This window comes from Mycobacterium sp. 050134, assembly GCF_036409085.1.
GTDB lineage: Bacteria > Actinomycetota > Actinomycetes > Mycobacteriales > Mycobacteriaceae > Mycobacterium.
Genome location: NZ_JAZGLV010000004.1, coordinates 17,540 through 35,307, shown reverse-complemented (window position 1 = coordinate 35,307; position 17,768 = coordinate 17,540). Strand labels below are relative to the sequence as shown.

Below are 17,768 nucleotides of genomic sequence, written 5' to 3'. Positions count from 1 at the left end.
AGCCCGTAACGGACCCGGCCAAACGCTCCGCCCGCGCGGGGTTTGGCCCTCCGGCCTGCGGGTATATCGGACGCAATGACTGTTAGAACTGCCTTGCGAAGCGCCCGAAACGGGCAACGGCGGGTGGCGCGCGTGCAACGGCGTCTGTGGCTGGCCGAGTTGGCGCTGTGGCCGGCGGCCACCCTGTCGGCGGTGTTGCTGGCGGCGGGCGCCTGGGTGGTGTGGCAACGCAGGTCGGGCGCGCCCGAGACGGCGGGCACGAGCGCGCCCCCGGTCGACGCGGCCCAGCCTGCGCGGCCCGGCGGCTAGCCGCGGCGAAAGCGCTTCGCCGCCAACAGCACCCAGGAGACCGCGGCGGCTACGAACGCGAATCCCTGCGCGGCCCCGGTGCGGTGGGTCGGGTAGAGCACCCCGGCGACGTAGCGGTCGATGAAGCCTGTCGTGGGCAAGGGATCCATGCCGGCGCGCCGGCGCGACCACGCTTCCAGCGATGTCAACGGGCAGGGGAGCTCGAGCCCGACCACGGCGACTCCCCAGGCAACCGCGGGCACGTGGAACACCACGGTGCGGGGCCAGCGCAGCGCGAGGAAGCCACCCGACGGGACGTACACGAGGTAGGCGAAGTGGGCGGCGACGGTCGCCGCCACGGCGGCGGCGTATCCCCTTCTCACGGTCGGCACGCGCGGACGTCGTAGCGCCGCTCAGCGTAGGCGAGGTCGTCGCGCCACAGACGTGCGGCGGCGTGGCGCATCAGCGGTGAGATCAGTGGTGCCGCCCGCGAGGCCCGCTTGAAGCCCGGACGGTTCGAGTAGGCGATGGTCGCTTCCAGCACGGCGGTCCGTGGTCGCCCGTCGGGCCCTGAACCCATTGGCGTGGCGTGTGTTTCGACGACGCTGCCGACGCCCTCCCCGTCCACGATGCGCATCACGATGGTGCGCGCCTCCGGGCAGGTGAACTCCGCAATGACGGGCACCCCGAGGCGGCCGATCCGGAAGGTGACCGCGACCAGGAAGCGGTCGGCCTGTTCGGTGGGCGTGGTGAGCACCTCGAGCCTGGCGAACGAGTACGGATGGAACCACGCACCATGCCAGGGGTCGAGTCGGTTGGCGATGATGTCGGCCGGCTCGCATACACCGACCATGCGGGTGACGGCGGCCATCGTGTCACCGGCCGGGCGCTCCGGGAGCACCGGCTCGGCAAGCGGTGCCTCGCCGCCGACTTTGTCGAGACGCACCCACGCCAGGGTGCCGTCGTCGTGGCTGGGCAATGGGCTCCAGCCGAATTCGCGGCGGGCGCCGTCCAGCGCCAGCCCGTGCCATCGGCAGATCAGCCTGCCTTTGTCGACGATTCCGGTGGCAAGATCGGCGCCCAGGTGGGGACAACCGCGCGGGCCGACGCGAAGGCGGCGCAGGCCGTCTCGCCAGGCCACGATGTCCACACCGGCCACGCGGGCCCCGTACGGCCGCCCTTCGCGCACGTCGCGGCTCGCGGCGATCGCATACCAGTTCCCGGTGGGTCGCTGCTGGGAGCGGTTGAGCGCCGATTCGATGAGACGTGGGTCGGCTTCTCGATACGTCGGCTCCTGAGCGGCCCACGACGTGCGCGGGATGACCTGCAGCGGCCAGTCTTTGGGCCACCGTTGGCTGATCTGTCTGCGGATGCTCATGGTCGTGTGGCTCTTTCACGCGTGGCCAGCCATCGCAGCAGTGGCGAGCGGCCCCGGGTGGGTACGGATTGCAGCGGGTGGCCGGCCAGTCCCCATGATCTCAGCAATTCGTTGGCCGCGCACCATCCGGTGGTCGCGGCGCGCTCCATCAGCGCTACCGGCAGGTCGATGCGGATGGCGTCGCCGGCCAGCACCAGACCCGGATGAGGGGTGACCACCCGGGGCCGGTCGCCGTAGGAACCCGGAGCGAACAACGGGCAGTCGCCACGCACCAGTGACACCTCGGAAACGATCTGCGCCGCCGCGGTTTCCGGGTACAACCGGTGCAGCTGGTCGATGGCCGCCGCGCGCGAGTCGGGGGAGTCGAGGGCGTAACAGTGCAGTTCGACGACCGAGCCACGGTGCCCCCGGGCCCATTCGGCGGCCTGAAGCTCGTAGCGCTCCAGGACGCTGATATTGTCCAGCGGCTTGTGGCCGGCGGTTCCCAGAAACGGCGGCCGGTTGGCGGCGACCGGGCGATCGAGCCAGAGCCGGTGGACGGCGAACGCCGGCGCGACGCGCATCCGCTCTATCTGCGCGCGCCAGGTGTCGCCCCCGAGGCCGTCGGACGCGGCCACGATCCTCTGCAGCCCGGCGATGTCGGTGGCGAGCACGACGGCGTCGGCGTCAAGCCGTTCCCCGGAGTCGGTATACACCCGGTACGGCGCCGCCGGGCCGGCGTCGATTCGGGCCACGCCGGTACCGAGCCGGATTCGGGCACCGTGCTTTTCGAGGTGGCGCTGGAGCGGCCCCCAGAGCGCGCTGTCGTAGTTCTCGGTGGGGACGTCGAAGATGAGTCCCTCGCTGGAGCCGAGGAAGTAGATGTGGAACATGGTGGCCAGCTCGGCGGCGGACAGCTCGGAGGGGTCGGCGAAGAAGCTCCGCGAAAACACCTCGAAAGCCAGGTGGCGCGCGGCTTCCGGGAACCGGATATTCGCCAGAAACGTTGCGGCGTCCACGTTGTCGAGGCGCCGATAAATGTCGGGCACCGACACCGCAGCCAGGGGCGCCGCCGCCCGCGCATCGATCTCGAGAAAGTCGCGGAGCCGGAAGGTGGGGCTGCGCGCGGCGAAGGCCACGGCGTTCCAGGGCGGGGTCTGGGGCAGCCCCCGGAAGCTGTCGCGCCGCCCGGCCCCGTCGATGAGGGGATAGTCCTCGACCGGGGTGAGCATCCGCAGCCGCGGGTCGATGCGCGCCAGCAGGGCGCGTAGGTTGTAGTACTGGCGGAAGAAGGCGTGGAAACCCCGGTTCATGGCCAACGGCGATGCGCCGTGCCGCTCGGTCCAGCCGCCCACCCTGCCGCCGAGGTAGTCCTCGCGTTCGATCACCTCGACGGCGACGCCGCGTTCGGCCAGCCCGGTGGCGACCGTCAGGCCCGCGATGCCGCCGCCGACGACGACCGCCCGCGGGCGCGCCGGCAGGGCATCGGCATTCGGCAATCCGCTTGGTGCTGCGAACGTTTCGCGGCGGCGATCGGTCCCCGTCATGACGGGGCGTCCGCGAGGAAGGTGTGGACGATGTTGGCCTCCCAGCCGGGCACCGTCTCGCTGTGCACCGCCGCGAACCCCGCGTCGGCGAGGCGCCGGCGGAACCGTGCCGCGCCGTCGAACGCCAGGACACTGCGCCAGAGGTAGCGGTACAGGGCGGTGTCGCGGGTGCGCAGCCACCCGGCGGGGATGATGATGCTCCAGCAGACGGCGTGCCAGATCGCTGTTGCGGGTCGGGAGTCGCGCACCGAGTACTCGTGCACGGCCAGGGTGCCGCCGGGCCGCAGCAGCGCGCGGAATCGCCGCAGTTGCTCGTCGGGTTCGGCGACGTTGCGGATCAGGTACGCGGCCAGGATGCCGTCGAACGGAGCCGTGATGCCCTGCTCGGCCAGGCGCTCGATGGGCGTGTGCACGAAGCGCACCGACGCGGGAAAGCCCTTCGCGCGCGCCGCGTCGAGCATGCCGCGCGACGCGTCGACGGCGACGATCTCCGCCTCGGGCGCGACGGCGAGCAGGGCGGCCGTCGACGCCCCGGTGCCGCACCCTGCGTCGAGGATCCGTAATCCCTTGCCGCGGTTGGGCAGTCGCATGCGGCGCGCCGAGAGCAGCAGGTGGGCGTGGTAGCCGGGGTTGGCGCCGACCAGCCGGTCGTATGCCGACGCCCCGGCGTCGAACGCGGCGGACAGGTCGCCGTGGGGCAGCCCCAGCTCACCGACGCGCACGTTGCCGTTCCCAGAGCAGCAGCACCGCGGTGACCATCGCAAAACCGAACAGGAAGTCCTCGATCGGGATGTCGAACGGGAATCGAACGCCGGTGGTCTGGTGGTCGTCGTAGATGACGATGGGGGAGCTGAGCTTGGTTAGCCAGCCGTCGACGGGAATCTGGAAGCCCAGCACGATCACCATCGACAGCCAGTAGGCCGGCCGGCGGAACAGGCCGGTGCGCAGCACCGCCAGTTCCAGCGCGCAGACCGCCGCGACGGCCACCGCCGCCGGCACCGTGTAGCCCAGCCCGGTCATCGGCGGTGGACCTTGCCGAGGATGGTGCCCACGGCGTTGTAGGTCAGCAGCCCGCACACCGGGATCACCAGGAAGAACAGCACTTCCTCGATGGGCACGCGGAACGGGATGAGAAGGCCGCTGATGTAGGTGGGGCTGTAGCGCCACACGTGCGCGGCGACGGCGATCTCGTCCCAGATCAAGAAGACGGCCGCGACCGGCGGGACGGCCCGGGCGAGCCGCCGCCACTGGCGGTAGACGCCGGGTCCGAAAGCTTCCAGCGGCGCGGTGATCGCCAGGCAGGCGGCCAGGACCAGCAGATATTGCCACCGATCGCTCATGCGGCTCCTGGAGGATCAGAAACAGTCGCCGCGCTGCCGCGCGCCCGCCACGACCGTATCAGCCCCACCCCGGCGACCTGGAGCCGTCGAGCCTTGCCCACGGTGGCGCGGTGGCTGAACACGGCGAAGTCGCTCGCCTCGATGCGGTCCAGGATTTCCGCGTACAGCTCCGCCGCCGTCGTCACGCACGGCCGCGAGCGCGGCGCCAGTGTGGCGATCCCCGCGTCAGCGAATCGGTATGTTTCCCGGGCGATCTCGTGCTGGGCGGCCAGGGCGTCGCGCACCCGCGGATCGGTGCGGCGGTGCCGGTGGCACCACATCAGCAGGTCGCGGTCGACGCCGTGCGCGGCCAGCTCGTCGGCCGGGAGGTAGACCCGCCCGCGCAGCAGGTCCTCGTCGACGTCGCGCAGGAAGTTGGTGAGCTGAAAGGCCCGGCCGAGCGCCGCGGCGTACGGGGCGGCCTGCTCGACCGGCACCACGGTGCCCAGCACGGGCAGCACCTGCAGGCCGATCGCCTCCGCGGACCCCCGCATGTAGAGGTTCAGCGCGCCGCGGTCGGGATAGTCGGTGACCGTGAGGTCCATCCGCATCGACGCCAGGAAGTCTTCGAACAGTTCGGCGCCGATGCGGTAGCGGCGGGCGGTGTGGGTGACCGCCAGCAGGACCGGGTCGTCGGCATGGTCGTCGGCATGGTCGTCGGCGCCGCCGCCGGCGAAGAACCGGTCGGCAAGGTGCTGTAGCCGTTCGGCCCTGACGTCGGTGCCCAGCGTGGGGTCGAGATCGTCGAGGATGTCGTCGGCGTAGCGCGCAAAGCCGTACAGCGCGTGCACGGCGGGCCGCTGATCGGGCGCCAGCAGCCGGGTGGCGAGGAAGAAGGTGCGGCCGTGCGCGGCATTGAGTTCGCGGCAGCGGCGATATCCGGCTCGCAGGCGAGGGTCGTCGATTCCGGCCGCGTCGAGCTCGCCGCGGATCATGGCGTTCCGGCTTTCGTGTCGACGTGCGTTGTCCTCCGGCCCGCACGGTGCGGACCGGGTCCGGTGATGCGGTCGGCGGCGAGGCGCCCGGAGATCAGGGCGGTCGGGACACCGACACCCGGAACGGTGGACGACCCGGCGAGCACGGCGTTGTCGATGCCGCGCACCATGTTCGCGGGCCGGAACGGACCGGTCTGGGCGAACGTGTGGGCGAGCGCGAACGGGCTGCCGGCGGCCATGCCCTGACGCGCCCAGTCGGCCGGGGTGACGACGTCCAGGATGGTCGCGTCGTCGCGCAAGCTCGGCAGCAGCCGCTCGGTGACGTGGTCGATCATGTTCTCGGTGTAGGCGCCGCGCACCGCGGCCCAATCGACGGTGCCGCGGTCGAGGTTCGGCGCGGGCGCGAGCACGTACAGGAGGTCGCGCCCGGCCGGGGCGAGCGCGGGGTCGCTCGCCGTCGGGCGGGTCACCAGCAGCGACGGATCCCGCATGAGCCGGCCATCGCGGACGATGTCGGTGAACGTCTGATCCCACGCGTCGCCGAAGAGGATTGTGTGGTGCGCGGTTTCGGGCACAACGGTGCGGCATCCGATGTGGGCCACGACGGCCGACGGCGACGGCCGCAGCGGGAGCACCCGCCGCGGTGTGCGACCCAACAGGGCATAGGTTTGCGGCAGTTCGGTGGTCAACACCACCGCGTCGCACTCGATGCGCTCGGACCGGTCCGTGCGCACGGCGTTGATCCGGCCGCCGGCGCGTTCGAGTCCGGTGACCGCGGCGCCGTAGCGGAACGTGACCCCCGCGTCGCTCGCCGCGGCGGCGAGCGCGTCCGGCAGCGCTCGCACGCCGCCGCGCGGGAACACCACTCCCGAGATGGTGTCCATGTAAGCGATGACCGCGTACACGGCCAACGCGTCGCGGGGCGCCACGCCGGCGTACAGCGACTGGAAGGTGAAGACCCGCTGCAGCCGTTCGTCGCTGATGTGGCGCTTGACCATTCGTTCCCACTTGCGGAAGCCTCCGATCGCGGCCAGCCGCGCGAGTTGCGGGGTCAGCATCGACAGCGGCGAATCGAAGTTGGCGGCGATGAAACCGTCGAACTCGATGCGGTACAAGCGCCCGAGCCACTCGCGCAGCCGTCGGTAGCCCGCTGCCTGCCCGAAGCCAGCGAACTGTTCGATCGCCGCGGCCATCCGCTCCGCGTCGCTGTGCACGTCGATGGCGCTGCCATCCGCGAAGACCGCCCGGTACGCCGGGTCGACGGGCAACAGCTCGAGGCGGTCGGACCTGTTCTCGCCTACGGCCGCGAACGCGTCGTCGATGATCTCCGGCATGGTCAACACCGTGGGTCCGGTGTCGACTCGGTAGCCGTCCAGGTCGAGCCGCCCGGCCCGGCCACCAGGCCAGGGGTAGCGTTCGACGACCGTGACCTCGCGGCCACGGCCGGCCAGGTGCAGCGCCGAGGCCAGCCCGGCCAGGCCGGCGCCGACCACGACGACGCGTTCGGTGCGTCCCCCGACGGTCCGCATGGTCAACGGGTTCCCACCTTCGTCATCCTCATACTTCCCTGTCCGTGCAGGCGGCCGCCATGTCGTCCAGCGCGCCGCGAAGCGCCTCTTCGATCGCCATGTCACGGAGGTGTTCGCGGGCGGACGCGACGCGGTCGCTGATCATTCCTTCTATCAGCTCGACCGCGCCGGTGGCCATGATCAGTTCCTTACATCGGTCCACCCCGGCCTCGTCGATCCGCTCGCTGGTCAGCAGCGCGCCGATTTCCTGCCGGGTGGGCACGTCGGCCAACTGGAAGGCGGTGACTACCACGCTGGTGGCCTTCCGTTCGAGCAGGTCCCCTCCGCTGGGCTTCCCGGTGGTGGCCGGGGAGCCGAAGACACCGAGGACGTCGTCGCGGAGCTGAAACGCCTCCCCGAGGTCGGCGCCGTACCGCCCAAGCCGCGTCAACGTCCGCTCGTCGCAGCCGGCCATGGCGGCGCCCATCTCGAGCGGCCGGCGCACCGTGTAGTTGCCCGACTTTCGGCGCGCCACGTCGAGTACCGCCTCCAGGGTGGGCAGGTTGCCGACGTCGCTTGCCAGATCGGCGAATTGACCCACCGCGAGTTCGGTGCGCATCGCGTCGTAGCGCGGCCACACCAGTTGCAGGCGCCGCGGGTCGACGCCGCTCTCGCGCAGCATCTGCTCGGCCCAGATGAGGCAGAGGTCGCCCAGGAGGATGGCCGACGACTCACCGAACCGGGGCGCGGAACCGGCCAGGCCGCGCCGGCGATGCCACTCGGCGAATTGCAGGTGGGCCGACGGGCGTCCGCGCCGTTCGGGCGAACCGTCCATCACGTCGTCCTGCAGGAGCGCAAAGGCGTGCAGGAGCTCCAGGCTGGCGGCGGCGCGCACGGCGGCCCGGCTCGGCGCCGCGCCGCACAGCCAGCCGAGATACATGAAGGTGGACCTCAGGCATTTGCCGCCCGAGACGAACTCCACCAAGACGTCACCGGCCGCGTCCACCCGCGTCGCGGCCAGCTCACGGGACTGGTGGCCGACGAACTCGGCGATGTCGGCGAGAACCGAGCGCCGCAGCTGGGACCGCCAGCCGTGCAGCCCGTCCTTGTCCAGGCAGGCGGAGGCTGCCGGCGGCGCTTCGGTGGCCGATTTCAACGACAACGCATGCATGTGGCCCACGCGCTCCCTCCCGTGCGGCTCGTCGACCGCAGGCTCGAACGGCACTCTGGCTCGCAAAACCGCTCCGGCCTGGCGATCGTCGGGCGGCCTGTCCCGCCCAACTACCTTCATTTTTTTAAACATTAACTTATTGAAGGGAATTTCGCATCCCGTTTCCGGGGGCTTTGGGACGGAAGGTGAGTTTCAACGATTTAAACGTTAACCAACTGAAATGATTCGTGTATCCAAGATATGCTGATGAGGTTATGGACGCTGAGGAGCGGCGCTGGGGGCGAGAGGCCTTGGAGTCGCTGATCTCGGCCGACCTGCGGGAGATTTCCACCGAATCCGACCAGATCGGCCGGCTGTTCGCGGTCACACACGACCTGCGCCCCAACGACTTTCGCGCCTTGTTGCACATCATGGTCGCGGAGACGGCGGGACGCCCGATGGCGTCGGGCGATCTGAGCCAACGGATGGGACTGTCCGGTTCGGCCATCACCTACCTGGTGGATCGGCTGATCGAATCGGGCCACCTTCGCCGCGACTCGCACCCCGACGACCGGCGCAAGGTCATTCTCCGTCGCGGGGACTCGGCTCTGGCCACGGCGCGATCCTTCTTCAGCCCGCTCTCGGAGCACACGCGCGCCGCGTTGACGGACCTGCCCGACGAGGATCTGCTGGCAGCCCACCGGGTTTTCTCCGGGCTAATCGCCGCGATGCGGGGCTTTCAGGACGAACTGGGCGACCCGCATGACTGACGTGGGCGGCTCGGTTGCGCGAAGGTCCTCCGCCTTTGTGGTCAGCGTGACTTTTTCTCCGGGTCCATGGGCGCCACCGCCGCGCGCCGGCCGTCGCGGATCTCGCCTCCTGGCGGCGCCCACGGGATGGCGGGCGTTTCGGTGATCCTCCGCCTCGTCCGTACCCTGCTCCCGGCGGGCGTTGCTGGACGGGTCGTACGCCCTCGACCTGTGGCTTTGCTGTTCCGGCGCTCGCCCGACGTGACGTGGGCCCGACCGGCTGAGGGGCGCACAGTTGGACGGCTTGCGGCGCAACGCCATCGAGCCGAGCCCCTCGCGCGCCGGGCCGAGGTTACGCCCGGGTAAACCGGTGCCGCGGTGAGCGGCGCCTCGCTCCACCGTCTCCGGTCGGACGCTCATCGGCCGCGTTGCTGACGGGCGGAGCAGGCGCTTAGGCTTCCGGCCATGTACGAGACATCTCCGGTTCACGGATGTTCTGTGTTCGTGCGTTGTTGTCGCTGACCCGTCCGTGCTCGTGGTCCGGCGCGGGGTCGGTGATTTTCACTTCGGATTCTCACCGCGCCTCACTGCTTTCACTCCCATCCCGCGACAACGGGAAAGCCCCGTCGACACGCATCGGAAGGCCCAGGATGTCCACACGGTATGGAGGCATGAGCGGTGGCGTGCGGCGCGTCGCGGCGCTGGCCCTGGCCGTGGGGGTGGCAGCGGGGTGTCAGGGCGGCGCCAGCGACGCCGTGGGCGGCGGTGGACTGAATCAGGGGAATACGAAGATCACTCTCGTCGCGTACTCGGTCCCGGAACCGGGGTGGAGCAAGGTGATCCCGGCGTTTTATGCCTCCGAGGAGGGCAGGGGCGTCCAGGTCGTCGCGTCGTACGCGGCCTCGGCTGACCAGTCGCGCGGCGTCGTGGAGGGCAAGCCGGCGGACGTGGTGAACTTCTCGGTCGAGCCGGACATCACCCGACTGGTCAGGGCGGGCAAGGTCTCTGCCGACTGGGACAAAGACGGCACCAAGGGCGTCCCGTTCGGCTCGGTCGTGACGCTGGTGGTGCGCAAGGGCAATCCGAAGAACATCAGGGACTGGGACGACCTGCTGCGGCCCGGCGTGGAGGTGATCACCCCCAGCCCCTTGAGCTCGGGCTCCGCGAAATGGAACCTCTTGGCGCCGTATGCCGCCAAGAGCGGGGGCGGCGCAGATGCGCGGGCGGGCATCGAGTACATCAGCAGGTTGGTGAGCGAGCACGTCAAGCTGCGCCCAGGGTCCGGGCGGGTCGCCACAGACGTCTTCGTCGAGGGCAGCGGTGACGTGTTGATCAGCTACGAGAACGAGGCGATCGCGGCCGAACGGCACGGCAAACCGGTCGAACATGTCATCCCGCCGCAGACCTTCAAAATCGAGAACCCGCTGGCAGTGGTGAGCAGCAGCCCCCATCCCGATGCCGCGGCGGCCTTCAAGAATTTTCAGTTCACGGCCGCCGCACAGCAAGTCTGGGCGCAAGCGGGCTTTCGGCCGGTCGACCCCGCAGTCGCGGCGAGGTTCCGGGAACAATATCCGGTGCCGGTGAAGCTGTGGACGATTGCCGACCTCGGGGGGTGGGCGGCGGCCGATCCGCAGCTATTCGACAAGGGCACGGGCAGCATCACCAAGGTCTATCTGCAGGCCACCGGATGACCACCACAATCGTTCCCGACCCGGAGGCGATCCGGCCCGAACTGGCCCAGCCCGGCAGTGAATTCGAACGCGCGGTGCCCACCGTGTCGTCAAGCCGCCCGCCGGGCGGCACGTCGCTTCGGGTCGGCGTGGCGGCGCTGTGGCTTTCGCTCATCGTGCTGTTGCCGCTGGCGGCCATTATGTGGCAGGCCGGCGGGCACGGCTGGCAGGCCTTCTGGCTGGCGGTCACGTCGCATGCCGCCGTCGAGTCGTTCCGAGTCACCCTCACGATCTCGGTGGTGGTCACCATCATCAATGTCCTATTCGGTCTGATGACCGCGTGGGTGTTGGTGCGGGACAACTTCTTCGGCAAAGGGATACTGGACGCGATCATCGATCTGCCGTTCGCGTTGCCGACCATCGTCACCAGCCTCGTGATGCTCGCCCTATACGGAAAAAGCAGCCCGGTCGGGATTCACCTGCAGCACACGCCGCCGGGGGTGACAGTGGCGCTGGTGTTCGTCACGCTGCCCCTGGTGGTTCGGGCGGTCCAGCCGGTGCTGCTGGAGATTGACCGCGAAGTCGAGGAGGCGGCGGCGTCGCTGGGCGCCACCGGGCCCAAGATCTTCACGTCGATCGTGCTGCCGTCACTGGCCCCGGCGCTGTTGTCCGGCGCGGGGCTGGCGTTCTCGCGCGCCATCGGGGAGTTCGGTTCGGTCGTGACGATCGGCGGCGCGGTGCCAGGCAAGACCGAGGTTTCGTCGCAGTGGATACGATCCCTGATCGAGAATGACGACCGTACCGGCGCCGCCGCGATCTCCATTGTCCTGCTGTCCATCTCGTTCACAGTCCTACTTCTCTTGCGGGTGGTCGGCGGACGCGCGGCCAAGCGCGAGGAGAAGGCCGCATGACATCGCTGCCGTGGGTTCGCTACGCCACCCGGTACGCGGTGGTGGCCTATATCGCCGTGATGCTCATCGTTCCGGTGACACTGATACTGCTGCGCACCTTCCGGCCCGGGCTGGGGCAGTTCTTCGAGTGGATCAGCACGCCGGCCGCGATATCGGCGCTGAACCTGTCGTTGCTGGTGGTGGCGATCGTGGTGCCGCTGAATGTGGCCTTCGGCATTCCCACGTCGTTGTTGATGGCACGCAACCGCTTTCGGGGCCGGGCGGTGTTGCAGACGATCATCGACCTGCCGTTCGCGGTGTCGCCCATCATCGTGGGCGTGGCCTTGATCGTGCTGTGGGGGTCGGCCGGCGCGTTCGGCTTTGTCGAGAACAACCTGGGGTTCAAGATCATCTTCGGCCTGCCGGGCATCGTGCTGGCCAGCATCTTCGTCACCCTGCCCTTCGTGGTGCGCGAGGTGCAACCGGTGCTCGTGGAGTTGGGGACCGAACAGGAGCAGGCCGCGGCCACGCTGGGTTCGAGTTGGTGGCAGACCTTTTGGCGGATCACGTTGCCGTCGATCCGGTGGGGGCTGACCTACGGCGTCGTCTTGACGACCGCTCGCACCCTGGGCGAGTTCGGCGCGGTGATCATGGTCTCGTCGAACCTGCCCGGAGAATCACAGACCCTCACGCTGCTGGTCAACGACCGCTACAACCGCGGCGCCGAGTACGGCGCCTACGCTCTGTCCACCCTGCTCATGGGTGTTGCGGTGGCGTTCCTCATCGTCAAGGTGATCCTGCTCGTTCGCCGGGCACGCGCGAATGCCCCAGCCTGACAAGGAGATCGAAGCACATGACGGAAACCGTAGCCGAGCCGGCCATCGTGGTGCGTGATGCGTATAAGCATTACGGGGATTTCGTGGCGCTGGATCATGTGGATTTTGTGGTGCCGACGGGTTCGTTGACGGCGCTGCTGGGGCCGAGTGGTTCGGGTAAGTCGACATTGTTGCGGGCGATCGCGGGGCTGGATCAGCCCGATAGCGGGACGGTGACCATCAACGGTCAGGACGTGACCCGGGTGCCGCCGCAGCGGCGCGGGATCGGGTTTGTGTTCCAGCACTATGCGGCATTCAAGCATCTGACGGTGCGCGACAACGTGGCCTACGGCTTGAAGATCCGCAAGCGACCCAAGGCCGAGGTCAAGGCCAAGGTGGACGAATTGCTGGACGTGGTGGGGTTGAGCGGGTTTCAGCGGCGCTATCCCAATCAGCTCTCTGGTGGGCAGCGTCAGCGGATGGCGTTGGCGCGGGCGATGGCGGTCGATCCGCAAGTGTTGTTGCTCGACGAGCCGTTCGGCGCCTTGGACGCCAAGGTGCGGGAGGACTTGCGGGCGTGGTTGCGGCGGCTGCATGACGAGGTGCATGTGACCACGGTGCTAGTGACCCACGACCAGGCCGAGGCGCTCGATGTGGCCGATCGGATCGCGGTGCTCAACAAGGGGCACATCGAGCAGATCGGCTCACCCACCGACGTCTACGACTTCCCCACGAACGCGTTCGTGATGTCGTTTCTGGGCGCGGTGTCCGCCCTCAACGGCGTGTTGGTGCGCCCGCACGACATTCGGGTGGGCCGCAAGCCCGATATGGCCGTCGCCGGGGGCGACGGCACCGCCGAGTCGATCGGGGTCGTGCGGGCCACCGTCGACCGGGTGGTCGCGCTGGGGTTCGAGGTGCGTGTCGAGCTGACCAACGCGCAAACGCACGCACCGTTCACCGCCGAGATCACCCGCGGCGACGCCGAGGCATTGGCCCTGCGCGACGGCGACACCGTGTACGTGCGGGCCACCCGGGTGCCGGCGATCGGGGGCGAGGTTGCCCCGGCGGGCGGTGGCGTACTCACATCGACCTGACTTTCGCTGCCGCCACGGCGACGCTGACCCGCCGACCCGCCGACGGGCGGCCCGCATCCGATCTCGTGGCCCTGCCGTTCGAGTGGGGTTCCGCTCTAGCGCCCCAACAGGTGACGCAGCGCCTCGTCGAGTTGTGGTTGGCGGAACCGGTGTCCGGCCGCGATGAGCTTGGCGGGCAGCACCCGTTGACTGGCGCACGCCAGTTCGCGGGCGCCTTGACCGCCGAGCAACAGCCGCGGCCCCAGCGACGGTACCGGCAGCAGCGCTGGCCGGTGCAGCACGCGTGCCAGCATTTCGGTGTACTCGCTGTTACGAACCGGTTGTGGCGCAACGGCATTCACCGGACCTGACAACGCGGTATCCCACAGCGCGCGGTGATAGACGTCCACCAGGTCGTCGATCCCGATCCAGGACAGCCATTGGCGGCCGTCACCCAACCGGCCGCCGAGGCCGGCGCCGAACAGCGGGCGCATCAACCGCAACGTGCCGCCGCGCGGGGACTGCACGATCCCGGTGCGCACCCGCACTACCCGGGCGCCGGCCTGCTCGGCGGGCGCGGTTGCGTCCTCCCACTCGGCGACGACGTCGGCCAGGAACCCGTCGCCGCGCCCGCTGTCCTCGGTGAGGGTGGCATCGCCACGGTCGTATCCGTAGTAGCCGATCGCGGAGGCGCAGATGAGTGCCGGCGGCCGCGGACCGCTGCGTCCCAGCAGCTCGGCCAGCCGGCGGGTTGGGCCGATCCTGCTGTCGCGGATGGCCTTTCGGTGCTTCGCGGTGAACCGGCCGGCGATCGAGGCGCCGGCCAGGTGGATGACGGCGTCGACGCCGTCCAACAGCCGGGGGTCGGGGTCTTGCGCGTTCCATCGCCGCTCGTCGTCGGAGCGCGGTTGGCCGCGGACCAGCCGGATCACCCGATGGCCGCCGGTGCTCAGGAACGCCGTCAGCGCCGATCCGACCAGTCCCGACGATCCGGTGACGGCGATCGTCGCGGCGCCCAGCCCGTGCTCCGCCCCCAGCCGATGGGCGGCCAGGTCGTCGGCGAGCTGGCGGTGCCGATAGACGAACATGGGACGCAGCAGCGACCCGGGCACCGGGGTGTCGACCCGGTCGATGACCCGGGTCCGGCCGCCGCCGACGTCTTCGAAGTCGTGAGTGTGCCGCCAGCGCACCGCCATTCGCGCCGGCAGGGCGGCCGGACCGTCGCCGCCGATGGCGTCGACGAACCGACGGGGCGGGTCGTAGCCGTCCGGCTGATGGACGGCGACCCATCGCAGCCCGCCGGGCAGCGCCAGCGTCGCGCGCCCGTCGCGGAGCGAGGAGGCCTCGGTCAGCAACCGCATGGGCTGCCACGGCGGCGACAGCCGGGCGAAGGCGCCGGGTCTGGCGTGCCAGGCGAACACGTCGTCGATCGGCGCATCGACGACGGTGGAGAATTCGAGCCCCATCGCTGGAACGTTAGCGGTTCGGCAGGGCGTGCTCGGCGATGGGCAGTCGCGGCTGCGGCTGCCGCTCGCCGCGCTTGGCGGCCAGGTACACCTGGGCGGTCTCCCCGGCCACGGTCCGCCAGTCGAACGCCGACGTCAGCCGCTGCCGGGCGGCGCGGGCGCGCCGCTGGGCGGCGTCCGGGTCGTCGAGGACCGTCCGCACCGCCCCCGCGAGCGCGGCGACGTCACGGGGCGGACACGACACCCCGGTGTGGCCGTCGATCACCGCCTCACCCAGGCCGCCGATGTTGGACGTCACCAGCGGGGTGCCCGCGGCGGCGGCCTCCAGCGCAACGATCCCGAATGGCTCGTAATGGCTGGGCAGCACTGCCGCGTCGGCCCGGTGCAGGACGGCCAGCAGCCCGGCGTGGTCGAGATGGCCGACGAACCGAGTAGCCTTGAGCACCTTGTGCTTTCGGGCCTGCTCGACGAGCCAGTCCTGCTGGGTGCCCTCGCCGGCGATGGTCAGGGTGGTGCCCGGGTGGGTGCGCCGGATGCGGGGCAGCGCGGCGATGGCGTCGTGCACGCCCTTCTCGTACTCCAACCGCCCCAGGTAGAGCAGCTCCGCCGGGCCGGTTCGGGGCCGGCGGGGCGCAAAGGCCCACCGCCCCGCGTCGATGCCGTTGCGGATCACCGTGATTCCCGCCAATCCGGGGCCGAACAGCTCGGTGATCTCGTCGGCCATCGACGCCGAACACGTGATCAGGGAATCGGATTCGCGCACCAACCACGACTCGACTGCGTGCACCTGACGGCTGGTCGGCCCGCTGACCCAGCCGGAATGCCGGCCGGCCTCGGTGGCGTGGATGGTGGAAACGACGGGCACGTCGTAGAACTGGGCCAGGGCGATCGCCGGGTGGGCCACCAGCCAGTCGTGCGCGTGGACGACGTCGGGGTGCCAGCGCCGGTTGCGGCCGGGGGTCTTCACCGACATCCCGGCGCGGATCATGGCGTGGCCCATCGCCAGGGTCCAGGCCATCATGTCGGTGCCGAAGGTGAACTCGTGCGGGTCGTGCGCGGCCGCGATCACCCGGACGCCCTCGACGACCTCGTCGGAGGTGGGGTGGGTGCTCGCGTCGGTGCCGGTCGGGCGGCGCGACAGCACGACGACCTCGTGGCCGGCTTCGGCGAGCGCGGTGGACAGGTGATGGACGTGGCGGCCGAGGCCGCCGATCACCACCGGGGGGTACTCCCACGACACCATCAGGATCTTCACGCGCGTCATCCCTCGCCCGGCGAGCGTGCGCAGAATGCCGCCCGCACCGGCGTGTCGCCGTACAAACACGCACGCTCGCAGGCGGGTGGTGCCCCCAGCTCGCGGGGAAGGCGGGAGGTCACCGGGGCAGCCTGCGCGCGTCCAGGGCGCCGAACAGGCCGTCGGCGCGGTTCCAGCCGTCGGCCAGCCGCTGCGCGGTGTCGCGCCGGCCCGACGCCAGCGCGCCGGCGATCTCGCGGGTGGCGTGGGCGTGCAGGTGCGCCCGGTACCGGGCGTAGTCGGCGGCGGAGTCCTTGCTCACCATGAAGGGCCAGTCGCTGGAGACCGTGAGCAGGGTCTCGCGCAGGATCTGGTCGGCGACCCGGTCGCGGGCGAGCGGCCCGTCGGTCTGTGACAGCGCCTTGTCGACCGTGCTCAGCGCCGTGTCGACGACCTCGGCGTTGAGCTGGACCAGGTCGGCCACCTGGTCGCCGGCCCACACCTGCCAGTCCTTGCCCGAACCCCACGAGCTGGGTGGCAGGGCGACGGGGTCACCGACGAACCCGTCGTCGATCGCGTCGCGCAGCGTGCCGACCCGCACCCCGGCCTCGGGCAGCGCGCGCAGCACCCGCTGCAGCCACGTCGGCCCCTCGTGCCACCAGTGGCCGAACAGCTCCGTGTCGAAGGCCGCGACCACGTGGGCGGGGCGACCGATGCGTTCCGACTCCGAGCGCAACCGGGCGCGAACCACGTCGACGAAGTCGGCGACGTGGGCGTCGACGGCGCGGTCGGCGCGCTCCGGGTCGTACGGCGCCTTGCCCTCCGAGGCCACGTTGCGCCCGGTCACCCGGGCCGGTTTCAGCCCGGTGAGGTGGTCGTAGGTGTGGAAGTCGCGGTACGCCGCGTGGCCGGGATAGCCGGACCGCGGCGACCACACCCGGTAGCTGACCTGCAGGTCGCGGCCGAACGCCACTACCTCGGTGTCCCCGACGGGCCGGCCCAGGGCGGTGTCGCCGTGCAGCGACGGGCCGTCGACCATGAAGTGGGTGACCCCGGCGGCGGCGTAGTCGTGTTCCAGGCCCGGGGCGTAGGCGCATTCCGGCGCCCAGATCCCCGTGGGGCGCGATCCCAGGCGCGCTTGGGCGTCGGCCAGCCCCTCGCGCAGCGCAAATTCGCGCAGCCGCGGGTTGAGCAGCGGCTGGAAAGGGTGGGCCAGCGGGCCGCCGAGCAACTCCACCGTGCCGGCGTCGACCAGGCCGCGCAGCAGCGGGCTCGCGCCGTGCCGCCACAGGGTGGCGAAGTCGTCCAGCGACCGTTCGGCCAGGGCGCACTCGCGAACCCCGAAGGTCCGCAATGCTTCCGGGGTGCACGACTGATATCCGGCCGACTTCGACCCCCGGTCCGACCGCACGCTGGCGGCCTCCTCGGCCCGCAACCGCCAGTTGGCCAGCCAGTGGTGCATGCCGTCGAGGCAGTACGGGTCGTCGAGCTGGGCGTTGACCACCGGGGTGACGCCGAGGGTGAGCAGGCCCGACCGGCCCTCGTCGGCCAGGGTGCCCAGCGCCCGCATCAGCGGCAGGTAGGCCCCGGCCCAGGACTGGTAGAGCCACTCCTCGCCGACCGGCCAGCGGCCGTGGTGGGCCAGCCACGGCAGGTGGGTGTGCAGCACCAGCGTGAACAGCCCCGGCACGCGGTCCGCGGGCATGG

The 17,768-nt window shown here is 70.4% G+C and carries 18 protein-coding genes; 6 read left to right on the top strand and 12 right to left on the bottom strand.

Annotated elements, in window-relative coordinates; genetic code table 11:
• The first annotated feature begins 132 nt into the window (after positions 1-132).
• Positions 133-309 (top strand): hypothetical protein, encoded by a 177-nt coding sequence (locus tag SKC42_RS05625; protein WP_330963318.1) that lies wholly within the window; start codon positions 133-135, stop codon positions 307-309.
• Here SKC42_RS05625 and SKC42_RS05620 read toward each other — a convergent pair.
• From SKC42_RS05620 to SKC42_RS05580, 9 genes are read right to left on the bottom strand one after another with little or no spacing between them, the layout of a single operon-like run.
• Positions 306-680: a DUF2784 domain-containing protein gene (locus SKC42_RS05620; RefSeq protein ID WP_442931996.1), complete on the bottom strand. Its 375-nt coding sequence runs from the start codon at positions 678-680 to the stop codon at positions 306-308. The genes SKC42_RS05625 and SKC42_RS05620 overlap by 4 nt on opposite strands.
• Positions 668-1,666 carry a DUF5914 domain-containing protein gene (locus SKC42_RS05615; RefSeq protein WP_330963317.1) on the bottom strand — a complete coding sequence of 333 codons (999 nt, stop codon included), beginning with the start codon at positions 1,664-1,666 and terminating at the stop codon, positions 668-670. Before SKC42_RS05615 ends, SKC42_RS05620 begins: the two co-directional genes overlap by 13 nt.
• The gene (locus tag SKC42_RS05610; protein WP_330963316.1) at positions 1,663-3,192 is read right to left on the bottom strand and encodes a hydroxysqualene dehydroxylase; all 1,530 of its coding nucleotides are present in this window, start codon (positions 3,190-3,192) and stop codon (positions 1,663-1,665) included. Before SKC42_RS05610 ends, SKC42_RS05615 begins: the two co-directional genes overlap by 4 nt.
• Positions 3,189-3,914, bottom strand: coding sequence for a class I SAM-dependent methyltransferase (locus tag SKC42_RS05605; RefSeq protein WP_330963315.1), 726 nt, complete (start codon positions 3,912-3,914; stop codon positions 3,189-3,191). The genes SKC42_RS05610 and SKC42_RS05605 overlap by 4 nt, the downstream gene beginning before the upstream one ends.
• Positions 3,901-4,212, bottom strand: coding sequence for a lycopene cyclase domain-containing protein (locus SKC42_RS05600; RefSeq protein WP_330963314.1), 312 nt, complete (start codon positions 4,210-4,212; stop codon positions 3,901-3,903). The genes SKC42_RS05605 and SKC42_RS05600 overlap by 14 nt, the downstream gene beginning before the upstream one ends.
• The gene (locus SKC42_RS05595) at positions 4,209-4,532 is read right to left on the bottom strand and encodes a lycopene cyclase domain-containing protein (protein ID WP_330963313.1); all 324 of its coding nucleotides are present in this window, start codon (positions 4,530-4,532) and stop codon (positions 4,209-4,211) included. Before SKC42_RS05595 ends, SKC42_RS05600 begins: the two co-directional genes overlap by 4 nt.
• Positions 4,529-5,506 (bottom strand): phytoene/squalene synthase family protein, encoded by a 978-nt coding sequence (locus SKC42_RS05590; RefSeq protein WP_330963312.1) that lies wholly within the window; start codon positions 5,504-5,506, stop codon positions 4,529-4,531. Before SKC42_RS05590 ends, SKC42_RS05595 begins: the two co-directional genes overlap by 4 nt.
• Positions 5,503-7,035: a phytoene desaturase family protein gene (gene crtI, locus SKC42_RS05585; RefSeq protein ID WP_330963574.1), complete on the bottom strand. Its 1,533-nt coding sequence runs from the start codon at positions 7,033-7,035 to the stop codon at positions 5,503-5,505. The genes SKC42_RS05590 and crtI overlap by 4 nt, the downstream gene beginning before the upstream one ends.
• 28 nt (positions 7,036-7,063) lie before the next feature.
• Positions 7,064-8,185, bottom strand: coding sequence for a polyprenyl synthetase family protein (locus SKC42_RS05580; protein ID WP_330963573.1), 1,122 nt, complete (start codon positions 8,183-8,185; stop codon positions 7,064-7,066).
• A gap of 254 nt (positions 8,186-8,439) precedes the next feature.
• On the opposite strand from SKC42_RS05580, the gene SKC42_RS05575 reads away from it, so the two are divergent.
• The 5 genes from SKC42_RS05575 (at position 8,440) to SKC42_RS05555 (ending at position 13,382) form a co-directional block, all read left to right on the top strand.
• Complete coding sequence (locus tag SKC42_RS05575) at positions 8,440-8,934, top strand: MarR family winged helix-turn-helix transcriptional regulator (RefSeq protein WP_330963311.1); 495 nt, start codon at positions 8,440-8,442, stop codon at positions 8,932-8,934.
• A 650-nt stretch (positions 8,935-9,584) separates the two neighbouring features.
• The gene (locus SKC42_RS05570) at positions 9,585-10,604 is read left to right on the top strand and encodes a sulfate ABC transporter substrate-binding protein (RefSeq protein ID WP_330963310.1); all 1,020 of its coding nucleotides are present in this window, start codon (positions 9,585-9,587) and stop codon (positions 10,602-10,604) included.
• The gene (cysT, locus tag SKC42_RS05565) at positions 10,601-11,494 is read left to right on the top strand and encodes a sulfate ABC transporter permease subunit CysT (protein ID WP_330963309.1); all 894 of its coding nucleotides are present in this window, start codon (positions 10,601-10,603) and stop codon (positions 11,492-11,494) included. The genes SKC42_RS05570 and cysT overlap by 4 nt, the downstream gene beginning before the upstream one ends.
• A complete protein-coding gene (gene cysW, locus SKC42_RS05560; RefSeq protein ID WP_330963308.1) occupies positions 11,491-12,309 on the top strand; it encodes a sulfate ABC transporter permease subunit CysW in 819 nt (272 codons plus the stop codon). Before cysT ends, cysW begins: the two co-directional genes overlap by 4 nt.
• Positions 12,310-12,326: 17 nt before the next feature.
• Positions 12,327-13,382 (top strand): sulfate/molybdate ABC transporter ATP-binding protein, encoded by a 1,056-nt coding sequence (locus tag SKC42_RS05555; RefSeq protein ID WP_330963307.1) that lies wholly within the window; start codon positions 12,327-12,329, stop codon positions 13,380-13,382.
• 95 nt (positions 13,383-13,477) lie between these two features.
• On the opposite strand, the gene SKC42_RS05550 is transcribed toward SKC42_RS05555, so the two are convergent.
• From SKC42_RS05550 to SKC42_RS05540, 3 genes are all read right to left on the bottom strand, one after another.
• Positions 13,478-14,827, bottom strand: a complete 1,350-nt coding sequence (locus SKC42_RS05550; RefSeq protein ID WP_330963306.1) for a TIGR01777 family oxidoreductase — start codon at positions 14,825-14,827, stop codon at positions 13,478-13,480.
• 10 nt (positions 14,828-14,837) lie between these two features.
• On the bottom strand, positions 14,838-16,082 hold the full coding sequence (locus SKC42_RS05545) for a glycosyltransferase family 4 protein (RefSeq protein WP_330963305.1): 1,245 nt from the start codon (positions 16,080-16,082) through the stop codon (positions 14,838-14,840).
• Between the two features lie 118 nt (positions 16,083-16,200).
• Positions 16,201-17,766 carry a glycoside hydrolase family 57 protein gene (locus SKC42_RS05540; protein WP_330963572.1) on the bottom strand — a complete coding sequence of 522 codons (1,566 nt, stop codon included), beginning with the start codon at positions 17,764-17,766 and terminating at the stop codon, positions 16,201-16,203.
• Positions 17,767-17,768: the final 2 nt, after the last annotated feature.

What these genes read in the sequence shown, in the direction of transcription:
- cysW (WP_330963308.1), top strand. Translation starts at nt 11,491, where the DNA reads ATGACATCGCTGCCGTGGGTTCGCTACGCCACCCGGTACGCGGTGGTG.
- crtI (WP_330963574.1), bottom strand. Translation starts at nt 7,035, where the DNA reads ATGCGGACCGTCGGGGGACGCACCGAACGCGTCGTCGTGGTCGGCGCC.
- SKC42_RS05570 (WP_330963310.1), top strand. Translation starts at nt 9,585, where the DNA reads ATGAGCGGTGGCGTGCGGCGCGTCGCGGCGCTGGCCCTGGCCGTGGGG.
- SKC42_RS05540 (WP_330963572.1), bottom strand. Translation starts at nt 17,766, where the DNA reads ATGCCCGCGGACCGCGTGCCGGGGCTGTTCACGCTGGTGCTGCACACC.
- SKC42_RS05580 (WP_330963573.1), bottom strand. Translation starts at nt 8,185, where the DNA reads ATGCATGCGTTGTCGTTGAAATCGGCCACCGAAGCGCCGCCGGCAGCC.
- SKC42_RS05575 (WP_330963311.1), top strand. Translation starts at nt 8,440, where the DNA reads ATGGACGCTGAGGAGCGGCGCTGGGGGCGAGAGGCCTTGGAGTCGCTG.
- SKC42_RS05610 (WP_330963316.1), bottom strand. Translation starts at nt 3,192, where the DNA reads ATGACGGGGACCGATCGCCGCCGCGAAACGTTCGCAGCACCAAGCGGA.
- SKC42_RS05595 (WP_330963313.1), bottom strand. Translation starts at nt 4,532, where the DNA reads ATGAGCGATCGGTGGCAATATCTGCTGGTCCTGGCCGCCTGCCTGGCG.
- SKC42_RS05550 (WP_330963306.1), bottom strand. Translation starts at nt 14,827, where the DNA reads ATGGGGCTCGAATTCTCCACCGTCGTCGATGCGCCGATCGACGACGTG.
- SKC42_RS05600 (WP_330963314.1), bottom strand. Translation starts at nt 4,212, where the DNA reads ATGACCGGGCTGGGCTACACGGTGCCGGCGGCGGTGGCCGTCGCGGCG.
- SKC42_RS05590 (WP_330963312.1), bottom strand. Translation starts at nt 5,506, where the DNA reads ATGATCCGCGGCGAGCTCGACGCGGCCGGAATCGACGACCCTCGCCTG.
- SKC42_RS05555 (WP_330963307.1), top strand. Translation starts at nt 12,327, where the DNA reads ATGACGGAAACCGTAGCCGAGCCGGCCATCGTGGTGCGTGATGCGTAT.
- cysT (WP_330963309.1), top strand. Translation starts at nt 10,601, where the DNA reads ATGACCACCACAATCGTTCCCGACCCGGAGGCGATCCGGCCCGAACTG.
- SKC42_RS05615 (WP_330963317.1), bottom strand. Translation starts at nt 1,666, where the DNA reads ATGAGCATCCGCAGACAGATCAGCCAACGGTGGCCCAAAGACTGGCCG.